At 55.6% G+C, this 14,233-nt stretch carries 13 protein-coding genes and 3 tRNA genes; 9 read left to right on the top strand and 7 right to left on the bottom strand.

Annotated elements, in window-relative coordinates:
• The first annotated feature begins 228 nt into the window (after positions 1 to 228).
• The 3 genes from BJ885_RS15385 to xni all read left to right on the top strand — a co-directional run bounded on the left by BJ885_RS15385 (position 229) and on the right by xni (position 3,825).
• Entirely contained in the window at positions 229 to 1,524 is a 1,296-nt protein-coding gene (locus BJ885_RS15385) for an HAAAP family serine/threonine permease (RefSeq protein ID WP_029741560.1), read from the top strand.
• 65 nt (positions 1,525 to 1,589) lie between these two features.
• A complete protein-coding gene (sdaB, locus tag BJ885_RS15380; protein ID WP_121932252.1) occupies positions 1,590 to 2,957 on the top strand; it encodes an L-serine ammonia-lyase II in 1,368 nt (455 codons plus the stop codon).
• Between the two features lie 112 nt (positions 2,958 to 3,069).
• Positions 3,070 to 3,825 (top strand): flap endonuclease Xni, encoded by a 756-nt coding sequence (xni, locus tag BJ885_RS15375; RefSeq protein WP_121932251.1) that lies wholly within the window; start codon positions 3,070 to 3,072, stop codon positions 3,823 to 3,825.
• Positions 3,826 to 3,935: 110 nt separating this feature from the next.
• On the opposite strand, the gene rlmM is transcribed toward xni, so the two are convergent.
• The 4 genes from rlmM to BJ885_RS15355 form a co-directional block, all read right to left on the bottom strand.
• Positions 3,936 to 5,036 carry a 23S rRNA (cytidine(2498)-2'-O)-methyltransferase RlmM gene (gene rlmM / locus BJ885_RS15370; RefSeq protein ID WP_023309030.1) on the bottom strand — a complete coding sequence of 367 codons (1,101 nt, stop codon included), beginning with the start codon at positions 5,034 to 5,036 and terminating at the stop codon, positions 3,936 to 3,938.
• Entirely contained in the window at positions 5,029 to 5,424 is a 396-nt protein-coding gene (locus BJ885_RS15365) for a DUF423 domain-containing protein (protein ID WP_023309031.1), read from the bottom strand. Before BJ885_RS15365 ends, rlmM begins: the two co-directional genes overlap by 8 nt.
• 39 nt (positions 5,425 to 5,463) lie before the next feature.
• Positions 5,464 to 6,381: a glycine cleavage system transcriptional regulator GcvA gene (gene gcvA, locus BJ885_RS15360; RefSeq protein WP_023309032.1), complete on the bottom strand. Its 918-nt coding sequence runs from the start codon at positions 6,379 to 6,381 to the stop codon at positions 5,464 to 5,466.
• 349 nt (positions 6,382 to 6,730) lie between these two features.
• The gene (locus tag BJ885_RS15355) at positions 6,731 to 6,958 is read right to left on the bottom strand and encodes a YgdI/YgdR family lipoprotein (protein WP_008499648.1); all 228 of its coding nucleotides are present in this window, start codon (positions 6,956 to 6,958) and stop codon (positions 6,731 to 6,733) included.
• Between the two features lie 192 nt (positions 6,959 to 7,150).
• On the opposite strand from BJ885_RS15355, the gene csdA reads away from it, so the two are divergent.
• Together csdA and csdE are read left to right on the top strand one after the other, a co-directional pair.
• Complete coding sequence (gene csdA / locus BJ885_RS15350) at positions 7,151 to 8,356, top strand: cysteine desulfurase CsdA (RefSeq protein ID WP_121932250.1); 1,206 nt, start codon at positions 7,151 to 7,153, stop codon at positions 8,354 to 8,356.
• A complete protein-coding gene (gene csdE / locus BJ885_RS15345) occupies positions 8,356 to 8,802 on the top strand; it encodes a cysteine desulfurase sulfur acceptor subunit CsdE (protein WP_029741563.1) in 447 nt (148 codons plus the stop codon). The genes csdA and csdE overlap by 1 nt, the downstream gene beginning before the upstream one ends.
• Here the strand turns inward: csdE and tcdA are convergent.
• Together tcdA and mltA are read right to left on the bottom strand one after the other, a co-directional pair.
• Positions 8,793 to 9,599, bottom strand: coding sequence for a tRNA cyclic N6-threonylcarbamoyladenosine(37) synthase TcdA (gene tcdA, locus BJ885_RS15340; RefSeq protein WP_008499651.1), 807 nt, complete (start codon positions 9,597 to 9,599; stop codon positions 8,793 to 8,795). The genes csdE and tcdA overlap by 10 nt on opposite strands.
• 75 nt (positions 9,600 to 9,674) lie before the next feature.
• Positions 9,675 to 10,772, bottom strand: coding sequence for a murein transglycosylase A (gene mltA / locus BJ885_RS15335; RefSeq protein WP_023309035.1), 1,098 nt, complete (start codon positions 10,770 to 10,772; stop codon positions 9,675 to 9,677).
• 208 nt (positions 10,773 to 10,980) lie between these two features.
• Here mltA and BJ885_RS15325 point away from each other — a divergent pair.
• From BJ885_RS15325 to BJ885_RS15315, 3 genes are all read left to right on the top strand, one after another.
• Positions 10,981 to 11,057 (top strand) — tRNA-Met (locus tag BJ885_RS15325).
• A gap of 44 nt (positions 11,058 to 11,101) precedes the next feature.
• Positions 11,102 to 11,178: transfer RNA gene (locus BJ885_RS15320), tRNA-Met, on the top strand.
• A gap of 44 nt (positions 11,179 to 11,222) precedes the next feature.
• A tRNA-Met gene (locus tag BJ885_RS15315) sits at positions 11,223 to 11,299 on the top strand.
• A gap of 88 nt (positions 11,300 to 11,387) precedes the next feature.
• On the opposite strand, the gene amiC is transcribed toward BJ885_RS15315, so the two are convergent.
• Positions 11,388 to 12,641, bottom strand: coding sequence for an N-acetylmuramoyl-L-alanine amidase AmiC (gene amiC, locus BJ885_RS15310; protein ID WP_121932249.1), 1,254 nt, complete (start codon positions 12,639 to 12,641; stop codon positions 11,388 to 11,390).
• A 227-nt stretch (positions 12,642 to 12,868) separates the two neighbouring features.
• Between amiC and argA the strand changes: the two genes are divergently transcribed.
• Positions 12,869 to 14,200: an amino-acid N-acetyltransferase gene (gene argA, locus BJ885_RS15305; protein WP_121932248.1), complete on the top strand. Its 1,332-nt coding sequence runs from the start codon at positions 12,869 to 12,871 to the stop codon at positions 14,198 to 14,200.
• The last annotated feature ends 33 nt before the right edge of the window (positions 14,201 to 14,233 follow it).

Below are 14,233 nucleotides of genomic sequence, written 5' to 3'. Positions count from 1 at the left end.
TTTTAACAGATAAATGGTCTAAAGATGCCCACATCATAAGTGGATTATTGCATTTGGGATCAGGATCACTGATAGATTCATAACTAGAATGTATCTTTCCGCCCGCCAATAGTTACGGGCGAAAATTATTAAAAAACCGTCACTGAACGAATTTCATATTACCGTCAGGCACTTTTTCATCGGATTTGACTAAAAAACCTGACAATTCGCTTCCTCCAGGAGATACAGATGGAAACCACTCAAACCAGCACCGTTGCTTCGATTGAATCCCGAAGTGGTTGGCGCAAAACGGATACCATGTGGATGCTTGGCCTTTACGGCACGGCAATCGGCGCTGGTGTACTGTTCCTTCCTATCAACGCAGGCGTCGGCGGTCTGATCCCGCTGATCATTATGGCTATCATTGCTTTCCCGATGACCTTCTTTGCACACCGCGGTCTGACCCGCTTCGTGCTGTCCGGTAAAAACCCGGGCGAAGACATCACTGAAGTTGTTGAAGAGCATTTCGGCGTTGGCGCAGGTAAACTGATTACCCTGCTCTACTTCTTCGCGATTTACCCTATTCTGCTGGTCTACAGCGTGGCGATCACCAACACCGTTGAAAGCTTCATGATGCACCAGCTGCACATGACGCCGCCGCCGCGTGCGATTCTGTCTCTGATCCTGATCGTGGGCATGATGACTATCGTTCGCTTCGGTGAGCAGATGATTGTGAAAGCAATGAGCGTACTGGTCTTCCCGTTCGTTATTGCTCTGATGGTGCTGGCTTGCTACCTGATCCCACAGTGGAACGGTGCAGCGCTGGAAACCCTGTCCCTGAGCAGCGCATCGGCAACCGGTAACGGCCTGCTGATGACCCTCTGGCTGGCGATTCCGGTGATGGTGTTCTCTTTCAACCACTCCCCAATCATCTCTTCTTTCGCTGTGGCGAAACGTGAAGAGTACGGTAATGGCGCAGAGAAGAAGTGCTCCAGCATCCTGGCGCGCGCTCACATCATGATGGTACTGACCGTGATGTTCTTCGTCTTCAGCTGCGTACTGAGCCTCTCCCCGGTGGATCTGGCGGCAGCGAAAGAGCAGAACATCTCTATTCTGTCTTACCTGGCGAACCACTTTAACGCACCGGTCATTGCGTGGATGGCACCTATCATCGCGATTATCGCCATCACCAAATCCTTCCTGGGCCACTACCTCGGCGCGCGTGAAGGCTTCAACGGTATGGTGATTAAATCTCTGCGCGGTAAAGGCAAGAGCATTGAAATCAACAAGCTGAACAAAATCACTGCGCTGTTCATGCTGCTCACCACCTGGGCGGTAGCGACCCTGAACCCAAGCATCCTGGGCATGATTGAAACCCTGGGCGGCCCGGTCATCGCGATGATTCTGTTCCTGATGCCGATGTACGCGATTCAGAAAGTCCCTGCTATGCGCAAGTACAGCGGTCATGTGAGCAACGTGTTTGTAGTTATCATGGGTCTTATCGCAATCTCTGCGATCTTCTACTCCCTGTACACCATGTTCTGATTATCACCCGCGCCGTCTTCGGACGGCGCACTCCTCCCTCTCTGACTGAAAGCAATGGACGCATCATGATTAGCGTATTCGATATCTTCAAAATCGGTATTGGTCCTTCCAGCTCTCACACCGTCGGACCAATGAAAGCCGGTAAGCAGTTCACGGATGACTTGATTGCACGCGGCATCTTGCATGACATTACCCGCGTGGTTGTCGATGTATACGGCTCGCTTTCCCTGACCGGGAAAGGCCACCATACCGATATCGCCATTATCATGGGCCTGGCGGGAAACCTGCCGGATACCGTTGATATTGATGCGATCCCTGGCTTCATCCAGGATGTGAACACCCACGGTCGCCTGCTGCTGGCGAACGGTGAGCATGAGGTTGAATTCCCGGTTGACCACTGCATGAATTTCCATGCGGACAACCTGTCGCTGCACGAAAACGGCATGCGCATTACCGCACTGGCCGGCGACAAAGCGGTATACAGCCAGACGTATTACTCTATCGGCGGCGGTTTTATCGTCGACGAAGACCACTTTGGTCAAATCGATAACGCTTCTGTCGAGGTGCCGTATCCGTACAAAACGGCGGCGGATCTCCAGCGTCACTGTCAGGAGACGGGCCTGTCCCTTTCCGGCCTGATGATGAAAAACGAGCTGGCACTTCACAGCAAAGAGGAGCTCGAACAGCACTTCACTAACGTCTGGGAAGTGATGCGCGGCGGTATAGAGCGCGGGATCACTACCGAAGGCGTTCTGCCGGGCAAGCTTCGCGTGCCGCGTCGCGCTGCTGCACTGCGCCGTATGCTGGTGAGCACCGACAAAACGACGACGGACCCGATGGCCGTTGTAGACTGGATCAACATGTTCGCCCTGGCGGTAAACGAAGAGAACGCCGCAGGGGGCCGAGTGGTCACCGCGCCGACTAACGGCGCCTGCGGTATCGTTCCGGCGGTGCTGGCGTACTACGACAAGTTTATCCGTGAAGTAAACGCGAACTCGCTGGCGCGCTACCTGCTGGTCGCCAGTGCGATTGGTTCGCTGTATAAGATGAACGCGTCTATCTCCGGTGCGGAAGTGGGCTGTCAGGGTGAAGTCGGCGTGGCGTGCTCCATGGCGGCGGCGGGTCTGGCCGAACTGCTGGGTGCAAGCCCGACACAGGTGTGCATTGCTGCGGAAATCGGCATGGAGCATAACCTGGGACTGACCTGTGACCCGGTTGCCGGACAGGTACAGGTACCGTGCATCGAACGTAACGCGATTGCCTCCGTGAAGGCGGTGAACGCGGCACGTATGGCGCTGCGCCGTACCAGCGAACCGCGCGTCTGTCTCGATAAGGTTATCGAAACCATGTACGAAACCGGTAAAGATATGAACGCCAAATACCGCGAAACCTCTCGCGGCGGCCTGGCGATGAAGATCGTAACCTGCGATTAAGCCCCTCAGGAAGCCTCGTTTTGCGAGGCTTCTTCCTGTTTTCCCCACCATTCATAGTTTCACGCTGCTGACAGTGTTACCCTTCACGCATGAGATAGAAGGGAGATTATCTGTGGCCGTTCATTTACTTATCGTCGATGCTCTTAACCTGATTCGCCGTATCCATGCGGTACAGGGGACGCCTTGTAAAGACACCTGCCTGCACGCGCTGGAACAGCTTATCCGCCACAGTGAGCCCACCCATGCGGTCGCGGTATTTGATGACGAAGCCCGCAACACGGGCTGGCGACACCAGCGTCTGCCCGACTACAAAGCCGGACGCGCCCCGATGCCGGACGATCTTCACGCCGAGTTGCCCATGCTGCGCGCTGCATTTGAACAGCGGGGCGTTCCCTGCTGGGGCGCACAGGGAAACGAAGCCGACGATCTCGCAGCCACCCTGGCCGTAAAGGTGGCAAGTGCCGGATATCAGGCCACTATCGTTTCAACTGACAAAGGCTATTGCCAGCTGCTCTCTCCGACTATTCGCATTCGTGACTATTTTCAAAAACGCTGGCTGGACGCGCCGTTTATTGCCAGCGAGTTCGGCGTATCGCCCGAGCAACTGCCGGATTACTGGGGGCTGGCAGGCATCAGCAGTTCTAAAGTTCCGGGTGTCGCCGGTATTGGGCCGAAGAGCGCCGCGCAGCTGCTGACCGATTTTCAAAGTCTGGAAGGGATTTACGCCCGTCTGGATGAGGTACCGGAAAAGTGGCGCAAGAAGCTGGAGGCGCATAAAGAGATGGCGTTTATCTGCCGGGAAATCGCAACGCTACAGACGGATTTACAGCTGGACGGGAATTTACAGCAGTTGCGATTAGAACGTTAATATCCCCTCACCCTAACCCTCTCCCCATGGGGGAGAGGGAACTGCCCGGTGCGGTCTTTTCCCCCCTCGCCCCTTTGGGGAGAGGGCCGGGGTGAGGGGCAATCAGCGGACTATCGCTCGTCGCGACGTCCGCCAACCGCAGCCCACCAGCGACGAATATGCACCGTCACCTCTTCACGGTCGTGATACAGCTGACGCGCCTGGATCTCCACGTTAATACCGTGTTCATCCATCTGCTCCTGAATGTAGGCCAGGTTCTGCGACACTTCCTCATAGCGCTTTTTCATCGGCAGCTTGAGGTTGAAAATGGTCTCACGACACCAGCCGTTGACCAGCCAGGAAGCCATCAGCGCGGCGACTTTTGCCGGCTTCTCAACCATATCGCACACCATCCACGAGATGTTGTTACGGTTCGGGCGATAGCGGAAACCGTCTTCACGCAGCCAGGTGACCTGCCCGGTGTCCATCAGGCTTTGCGCCATTGGACCGTTATCAACGGACGATACCCACATATTGCGTTTCACCAGCTGATAGGTCCAGCCGCCCGGGCACGCGCCAAGGTCGACGGCGTACATGCCGTTTGCCAGACGCTCATCCCACTCATCTGCCGGGATAAAGACGTGGAACGCCTCTTCCAGCTTGAGCGTGGAACGGCTTGGCGCATCGGACGGGAAACGCAAACGCGGAATACCCATAAAGAAGGGAGAGTTGTTGGTGGTGTACGAATAGCCTGTGTAGCAGCAGCCCGGTGCGATAAAGAAGATATGCACCACCGGACGCTTCGGCGTTTCGTAGTTCGTCAGCACGCCCGCATCACGCAGCGCCGCACGCAGCGGCACGGTGAACTTACGGCAGAACTTCATCAGCTCTTTACTTTCGTTGGTATCCGCCACTTCAACGCGCAGATCGCCGCCCTTCTCCACCACGCCCTGCAGCATGCCGACAATAGGCGTGATGCGGTCTTCCGGCGGAAGATCCTTCAGCAGCTCACCCGCGACAAACATCTGGCGAGCAAAGATCAGCGAGCTGAACGGCAGCTCGCGCGCCAGCTTGTCTGCGTCTTCAGGCTGATAGCACTCGAATACCACATAGCCCGCGTTTTCTTTTACGCGGGCAAAGCCGAAGACTTCGCGCTTCGCCGCTTTATCGGTAATTTCCGCGGCGCACTCTTTCTCAAACCCCGGGCGACAATATAAAACAACCTTATTCATGAACAACGCCCTTGCGTTTCAGACGGATAGCTCCGATAAACATTAATACCCAACCCGCCAGGAAGCTGAAGCCGCCGACAGGTGTAACAAACGCCCACAGGCGCAGATGTGAGAGCGCAAGGCAGTACAGGCTACCGCTGAACAACACGGTACCCAGCGCCATAAACACGCTGCTCCAGTAAAACCAGATACTGATACGACGCTGCATCGCCACCGCCAGCCCAAAAATCGCCAACGTGTGGAATGCCTGATATTCAAGGCCGGTCTGGATCCAGCCCATCTCTACTGCGCCCAAAGACTTGCTTAATACATGTGCGCCAAAGGCGCCCAGTGCAACAAAAATAAAGCCACTCACCGCGGCAAAAATCAGCATGAATCGGCTGGTCATGTTTAAGTCCTGAATTGATGCGTGCCCGGCACACAAACGTTATTGCTCATACCTGAAGCGGAATTTTTCTTGCTCGGTTGCCGCTTTCGCCAGTATCCACTGCCGGAAGGCGGCTATTTTACCCAGTTCTGCCTGACTGTCATGACAAACCAGATAAAACGCATTCTTGCTGACCAGTACATCATTAAAAGGGCAAACCAGGCGGCCTGCCTCAATTTCGGACTGCGCCATGACGTTGTTCGCCAACGCCACGCCCTGCCCGTGAATGGCAGCCTGTAACACCATCGCACTGTGGCTAAAAATGGGTCCCTGCTGCACGTTAATATGTGTAAGACCTAATTGACGGGTATAAGTTTGCCAGTCGCGGCGAGAGGCATCATGCAAAAGCGTATGCTGAGCCAGATCAGCGGGTGACTTCAGCGCCTTCTCGCCTGTTAACAGCAGAGGAGAACAGACCGGCAGGAGATATTCTGCGTATAATTTTTCAACGCGCAAGCCCGGCCAGTTACCGCGACCATAAAAAATGGCGACATCCACGTCATCGGCCAGCTTGTCCTCCTGACGATCTACCGCCTGGATTCGAACGTCGATCCCCGGATAAGCTGAGTTAAAGCTTGAGAGTCTTGGCACCAGCCAATGAATGGCAAAACTGGGCAATAAACTGACGGTCAGAGCACCTTTTGCACTGCGAGCCTGCAGCTTACGCGTGGCTTCCGTAAGCTGGGAAAAAATCTCTTTAATATCCTGAAAATAGCTCTGCCCCTCTTCGGTCAACAGCAACGAACGGTTGCGTCGACGAAACAGCTTAAGGCCCAGAAAATCCTCCAGAGACTTGATTTGGTGACTTACTGCGGCCTGTGTCACAAAAAGCTCATCTGCTGCGCGGGTAAAGCTCAGGTGACGTGCTGCTGCATCAAAAACACGTAATGCATTAAGGGGTGGCAATCGCTTTGACATGGTTATCTGGCTTAGATGTTAACGGATTTTAACAAACAGGAAACAACGTTTAACCTATTAGTTTTTTTTATCTGAGCCATTATAATTTGTCCGTTGAGGAACTACCAGCAAATACCTATAGTGGCGGCACTTCCTGAGCCGGAACGAAGAGCTTTTTTCGGAATGCGTGTTCTGAAGGGCTTTTGGCTTACGGTTGTGATGTTGTGTTGTTGTGTTTGCAATTGGTCTGCGATTCAGACCACGGTAGCAACGCTACCAATTTTTCACTTCCTGTACATTTACCCTGTCTGTCCATAGTGATTAATGTAGCACCGCCAATTTGCGGTGCTTTTTTTTCGCCTGCGATCTGTTAATGCTCGATCTCTTTCATCTCTTTAACGTCCGTGCGGTTGATCTGCTGCTTGTTCCCGTTAGCATCTTTGTACGAAATCATCCCGGTATCATTATCGGTAGTCGGTTTCCCTTCCGAAACGATAGAACGACCATCGTTGGTGTGCATCACGTAGTTATTACCAGAACAGGCGCTCAGGGCAAAAGTAAACGCACAGGCAGAAATGATTGCAGCTGTCTTATTCATGATTATTCTCCTTTAGCAATTAATGCTATTCAAACCTCGATTTATAACAGGCTAAAACATCCGCCTAACACTATTTAGCATAACCTGCTTTTTTGAGGTCGTAAGGATAAGCAGACAATTCTGATAGATATCAACCTCCTTGCCCTGCCGCTGAAATTGCGCGACGATCGCTATATTGAAATGAGGAATCCCATGAACGCTTTCAGTCCTGCGCAGTTCCGCGCACAGTTTCCGGCCCTGGCCGATGCCGGTATTTACCTGGATAGCGCCGCCACCGCCCTTAAGCCACAGGCGGTGATTGAGGCCACGCAGCAGTTCTACAGCCTGAGCGCCGGGAACGTGCATCGCAGCCAGTTTGCCGAAGCGCAGCGATTAACCGCGCGCTACGAAGCCGCACGCGATCAGGTCGCGCGTCTGATCAATGCCGAAAGCGGGAAAAACATCGTCTGGACGCGCGGCACGACCGAGGCCATCAATATGGTGGCCCAGTGCTACGCGCGCCCGCTGCTTCAGCCGGGCGATGAGATCGTCGTCAGCGAGGCGGAACATCACGCCAACCTGGTGCCATGGCTGATGGTGGCGGAGCAAACGGGCGCACGCGTGGTGAAGCTTCCACTGGGTGCAGACCTTCTTCCCAACGTGGCCCGTCTCCCCGAACTGATTACCCCTCGCAGCCGCATTATGGCGCTCGGACAGATGTCGAACGTCACGGGAGGTTGCCCGGACCTGGCTCAGGCTATTCGCATTGCCCATGCCAGCGGGATGGTGGTGATGGTCGACGGCGCTCAGGGCGTGGTGCACTTCCCCGCTGATGTGCAGGCGCTTGATATCGACTTCTATGCCTTCTCGGGACATAAGCTCTACGGGCCAACCGGTATTGGGGCGCTGTACGGCAAGCCAGAACTGCTGGCAAAAATGACGCCGTGGCTCGGTGGCGGCAAAATGATTACCGAAGTGTCGTTCGATGGCTTCAAAACTCAGGATGTTCCCTATCGTCTGGAGGCCGGTACGCCGAACGTGGCGGGGGTGATTGGCTTAAGCGCGGCGCTGGAGTGGCTGGCAGAAACCGACATTGTCCAGGCTGAAAGCTGGAGCCGGGGGCTGGCGACGCTGGCAGAGGAAGAGCTCAAAAAGCGCCCGGGCTTCCGCTCGTTCCGCGTTCAGGACTCAAGCCTGCTCGCCTTTGATTTTGCGGGCGTTCACCATAGCGACATGGTGACGCTGCTCGCTGGGTACGGCATTGCCCTGCGTGCCGGACAGCACTGCGCCCAGCCGCTGCTGGCGGCGCTCGGCGTTAACGGTACGCTGCGCGCCTCGTTTGCGCCGTATAATACCCAAAGCGATGTCGACGCGCTGGTTGCCGCCGTTGACCGCGCCCTTGAAATACTGGTGGATTAATGACTAGCGCTGCTTTAGCCGGACATCCGTTTGGCACGGTCATCACAGAAGAGACCTTAAAACAGACCTTCGCCCCGCTCCAGCAGTGGGAAGATAAATATCGACAGCTGATCCTGCTGGGTAAACAGCTCCCTGCCCTTTCAGACGATCTTAAAGCGCAGGCGAAAGAAATAGCTGGCTGTGAAAACCGCGTCTGGCTGGGCGTGAGCGTCTCCGGCGAGAAGCTGCACTTCTTCGGCGACAGCGAAGGCCGCATCGTCAGGGGCCTGCTGGCCGTATTGCTGACCGCTGTGGAAGGGAAAAGCGCGGCGGAATTGCTGACGCATTCGCCGCTGGCGTTATTTGATGAGCTTGGGCTGCGCGCGCAGCTCAGCGCCTCGCGCGGTCAGGGGTTGATCGCGCTCAGCGACGCGGTACTGGATGCCGCACGTCAGGCTCAGGCCTGACGTTCCGCCTTCGCCATCATTTTCTTGAGGGCGTGAGACACCGCCACAAAGCCGAAGGAGGCGGTCACCATGGTGGCCGCACCAAAACCTGAGGCGCAATCCATTCGTTTTGGCCCTTCCGCCGTGCTCTTCATTGCGCAGACTGAGCCATCCGCCTGCGGGTAGACCAGCGCTTCGGTCGAGAACACGCAGTCGACGCCCAGCTTGCCTTTGCTGTTCTTCACCACGTTAAAATCGCTCTTCAGGCGCTCACGCAGCTTGGCCGCCAGCGGATCCTGGATCGTTTTCGCCAGATCGGCCACCTGGATCTGCGTCGGATCGATTTGCCCGCCCGCGCCGCCCGTCGTGACCAGCGGCACCTTGTAGCGACGGCAGTATGCGATCAACGCCGCTTTTGGCCGCACGCTGTCGATGGCGTCAATCACATAGCTGTAGCCTTTGCTCATGTACTCCGCGACGTTATCTGCCGTCACAAAGTCGTCGATCACCGTCACGCGGCACTCCGGGTTGATGAGACGAATACGCTCCGCCATCACCTCGGATTTTGCCAGGCCGACGCTATCGCGCAGGGCGTGGATTTGACGGTTAGTGTTGGTGACGCAAACGTCATCCATGTCAATCAGGGTAATTGCGCCAATACCGGTTCTCGCCAGCGCTTCTGCCGCCCACGACCCCACACCACCAATGCCCACGACGCAGACGTGCGCATCCGCAAACAGCTGCAGGGCTTTTTCACCATATAAACGTGCCGTTCCGCCAAAACGCTGGCGCCAGGCGTCGCTGATTACCACAGACATAAAACCTCAGATGTAAAAAGGGTGAGGTTTTCCTCACCCTGAACAGTAATCCGTATTTTGCTCAGAATACCACAATCAGCCGCTGAATACGTTTCCAGCACCCGGCGCCGCCTTCAGTACCCACACGCGTCCGTAGTGGTTATACCAGCCCGCGCGATGGCCTGCGTCAGGGCCAATACCCTGATAGATGTCGAAGTGCTGGCCTTTAATTGCCCCGCCGACGTCCAGCGCCACCATCAGACGCAGCTCATACTGACCGTTGAACTTGCCGTTATTGTCCAGTAGAGGGACCTCAGCAAGCAGCGTGGTGCCTGCAGGAATAATCGAACGATCCGATGCTACCGACGCGCGGCCAATCAGCGGAACCGCGCTGGCCCCTTTCACCGGCGCGAAGTTTTGCGGTTTGAAGAAGACGAACGACGGGTTCTGCTCCAGCAGCTCGCGCACCTCGGCTTCGCTGTGTTTCTCGCCCCACTCGCGGATCGCCTGCATCGACATATCTTCTTTCTTCACTTCGCCGCGGTCGATCAGCACCTTGCCGATACTGCGATAGGCGTGGCCGTTTTTACCGGAATAGCTGAAGAAGTTAAGCGGCGACCCGTCGCCAAAATCAATGTAGCCGCTGCCCTGAACGTCCATGATGAAATTATCCATCAGGGAGTTGCTGTAGGCCAGAACGTAGTTTTCGCTCAGCGCACCGGCGTAGATCTCAGCGCGAGACGGCAGACGACCGCGTTTTGGCGGCATACGGTAGATAGGATACTGGAACTCGCCCTGACGGGAGTGTCGTGCCTGGATAACCGGGGTGTAGTAGCCGGTAAACTGGACGTTGCCGTAATTATCGGCCCCTTCCATTTGCCAGGCGTCGATACCAAACTGGCGCATATTGCGCGTATCGCCGCCTGCTTTCAGCCAATCCTGGACCGCGTTATACACGCTACTCTGGGTGCCATACAGACGCGGCGACGCGTTGCGGATCTGGTAGACCTGCTCGGAGAAATCACCGGCATTAATCGGTGCGCCGACGGCATCAGGCTGATTAACTAAAGAGAAAGGCTGGGATAACTTCCCGTCTTTATACTGTTGACCGCGATCGGTCGGTTTGGAAGAACAGGCCGCAAGAATCGCTACCATTGCGCCCGCCATCAGATACTTCGCCCAACGTCCTTTCATTATATCTCGTCTTTAAGTTGCCCATTTCCGCGTGATGAAGATAACAAACCGCCAGGGCTAATGAAATGCGATCGCATGCCCTTTGGCAAATTTTGCGCAAAAAATAGTCCAAACAGAGCCATGTCGTTCAATTTGCATACAAAATCATGATTTATGTGAAAAAGGGGTTGCATCACAAACCTATCCGAGTATAGTGCGCATCCACGGACGCGGGGTGGAGCAGCCTGGTAGCTCGTCGGGCTCATAACCCGAAGGTCGTCGGTTCAAATCCGGCCCCCGCAACCAATTAAAATTTGATGAAGTATCTTCTACGACTGTAGAAAGACGGACGCGGGGTGGAGCAGCCTGGTAGCTCGTCGGGCTCATAACCCGAAGGTCGTCGGTTCAAATCCGGCCCCCGCAACCAATCAAATTTGAAGAAGTAAGTTTCTACACGAGTAGAAAGACGGACGCGGGGTGGAGCAGCCTGGTAGCTCGTCGGGCTCATAACCCGAAGGTCGTCGGTTCAAATCCGGCCCCCGCAACCAACACTTCTGAAAACAATAAACACCCTCAAGGGTGTTTTTTTGTATCTGTCGTTTGTGAATTTGCCGGGCATTTACCCGGCTGAAAGATTTACCCGCGCCGCGCCAGCGTCGCCCCGTCAGAGAAATACGCCCGTATCCCCGCCAGAATCGACTCCGCCACTTCCTGCTGGAATTTTGCCGTCTTGAGCTTGCGCTCCTCTTCGACGTTACTGATAAACGCGGTTTCGACCAGAATCGACGGGATATCCGGTGCCTTGAGTACCGCAAACCCGGCCTGTTCAACGCTGTTTTTATGCAGCTTATTGATATTGCCCAGCTTGCCCAGCACCGCTTTACCAAACTTCAGGCTGTCGTTAATGGTCAGCGACTGCACCATATCGAACATAGTGTGGTCGACGTAGCGGTCGCCGCTTTTGCTCACGCCACCAATCAGGTCAGAGGCGTTCTGGCTGTCTGCCAGGAATCTTGCTGCGGTACTGGTCGCGCCTTTAGTTGAGAGCGCGAATACCGACGAGCCGCTTGGCTGGCGGCTGGTGAAGGCATCCGCATGGATCGACACGAACAAATCGGCGCGCTGCTTCTGCGCTTTCGCCACCCGGACCTTCAGCGGAATAAAGATATCTTCATTGCGCGTCATATAGGCGCGCATATTGCCTTCTTTATCAATCAACGCCTTCAGACGACGGGCAATTTGCAGCACCACGTCTTTTTCACGCGTGCGGTATTTCCCCACCGCACCGGAGTCTTCGCCGCCGTGGCCTGGATCGAGCATGATCACAATCGGACGATCCCGCCCTGCTTTTCCGGGCTGCGGGCCACTTTGCGCAGGCGGCACCTGACGCTGAAGATCGCCCTTATTGTAGTCCTCCAGCAGAGCAAGAAGCGGATCCTGGATATCCGTTGCGTTGGACGGGTAGAGATCCATCACCAGGCGCTCTTTAAACGTCGCGACGGGCGCCAGGGCGAACAGCTGCGGCTTAACGTTCTGTTTAAGCTCAAACACCATGCGCACGGTTTGTGGATCAAACTGCCCGACGCGCGCCGATTTAATAAACGGATCGTCGCCGCGGATCTGCGCCGCCATCCCTTTCAGCACGGAGTTGAGGTTAACGCCTTCGAGATCCACCACCACGCGTTCCGGGTTGCTGAGGGCAAATTGCTTATATTTCAGCACGCGATTGGATTCGACCGTCACGCGCGTATAGGTCGACGACGGCCAGACGCGCACCGCCACCACCTGACTGGTGGCGGCAAGACCGACCTGACTGACGCTAAGCAACCACATTGCCCCGGCCCCTTTTAACAAACGGCGGCGGCTTATTGCTGAATTGGATCCCGACATGCTTCTCCCGAGCAAGAACACTGACTGATATACAAAATGTCCAAATTGACCGAAAACTTTAACGAATGACGCATAAACTGTCATCTATAAAAGGGTAAACAATCATACGCTAACGCACGGATTACTTACCAATTTCTGTGGGTCGCGGAAAATTTGCACTTGCACACGCGACCACAATCGAATAAAAATACAGAAATTACGAATAAACATTCATTAAGGGTTGTGCCATGGTGAAGGAACGTAGAACCGAACTGGTCCAGGGATTCCGCCATTCTGTTCCCTATATCAACGCCCATCGGGGAAAAACGTTTGTCATCATGCTTGGTGGCGAAGCCATTGAGCATGAAAATTTTTCCAGCATCGTCAATGACATTGGCCTGCTGCACAGCCTCGGGATCCGCCTGGTGGTGGTGTATGGCGCGCGTCCGCAGATCGACGCCAACCTGGCCGCTCACCACCACGAGCCGATTTACCACAAACACACCCGCGTCACCGATGCCAAAACCCTGGAGCTGGTGAAACAGGCGGCGGGTCTGCTGCAGCTGGATATTACCGCGCGTCTCTCCATGAGCCTGAACAATACGCCGCTGCAGGGCGCGCATATCAACGTCGTGAGCGGCAACTTTATCATTGCCCAGCCGCTCGGCGTGGACGATGGCGTGGATTACTGCCACAGCGGCCGCATTCGTCGTATTGATGAAGAAGCTATTCATCGCCAGCTGGACAGCGGTGCCATCGTGCTGATGGGCCCGGTCGCCGTTTCCGTGACCGGCGAAAGCTTTAACCTGACGTCCGAAGAGATCGCCACGCAGCTGGCGATCAAGCTGAAGGCGGAAAAAATGATTGGGTTCTGCTCCTCGCAGGGCGTCGTGGACGCTGAAGGAACAATCGTACCGGAACTCTTCCCGAACGAAGCCCAGGCACGCGTGGAAGCGCTGGAAGCCGAAGGCGATTACCACTCCGGCACCGTCCGCTTCCTGCGTGGCGCCGTGAAGGCCTGCCGCAGCGGCGTGCGCCGCAGCCACCTGATCAGCTATCAGGAAGACGGGGCCCTGCTCCAGGAGCTGTTCTCCCGCGACGGTATTGGTACACAGATTGTGATGGAGAGTGCGGAGCAGATCCGCCGCGCCACCATCAATGACATCGGCGGCATTCTGGAGCTGATCCGCCCGCTGGAACAGCAGGGTATTCTGGTGCGCCGCTCACGCGAACAGCTGGAAATGGAGATCGACAAATTCACCATTATTCAGCGCGATAACCTGACCATTGCCTGCGCCGCGCTCTATCCGTTCCCGGAAGAGAAGATCGGTGAAATGGCCTGCGTGGCGGTGCATCCTGATTACCGTAGCTCTTCACGCGGCGAAATGCTGCTTGAACGCGTGGCGTCACAGGCGCGCCAGATGGGACTGAGCAAGCTGTTCGTCCTGACGACGCGCAGCATTCACTGGTTCCAGGAGCGCGGATTCACGCCGGTGGATATCGATTCTCTGCCCGAAACGAAGAAAGAGATGTACAACTATCAGCGCCGTTCAAAAGTGCTGATGGCTGACCTGGGATGATATGACGCCCTCACCGTCCGGCGGGGGCTTTCA

Origin of the sequence: Enterobacter sp. WP_7_1 (assembly GCF_003688535.1) — a bacterium.
In the GTDB taxonomy this organism is placed as follows: Bacteria; Pseudomonadota; Gammaproteobacteria; order Enterobacterales; family Enterobacteriaceae; genus Enterobacter; species Enterobacter asburiae.
The sequence above is the reverse complement of the archived record's forward strand: the minus strand, read 5'-3'. Positions and strand labels throughout refer to the sequence as shown.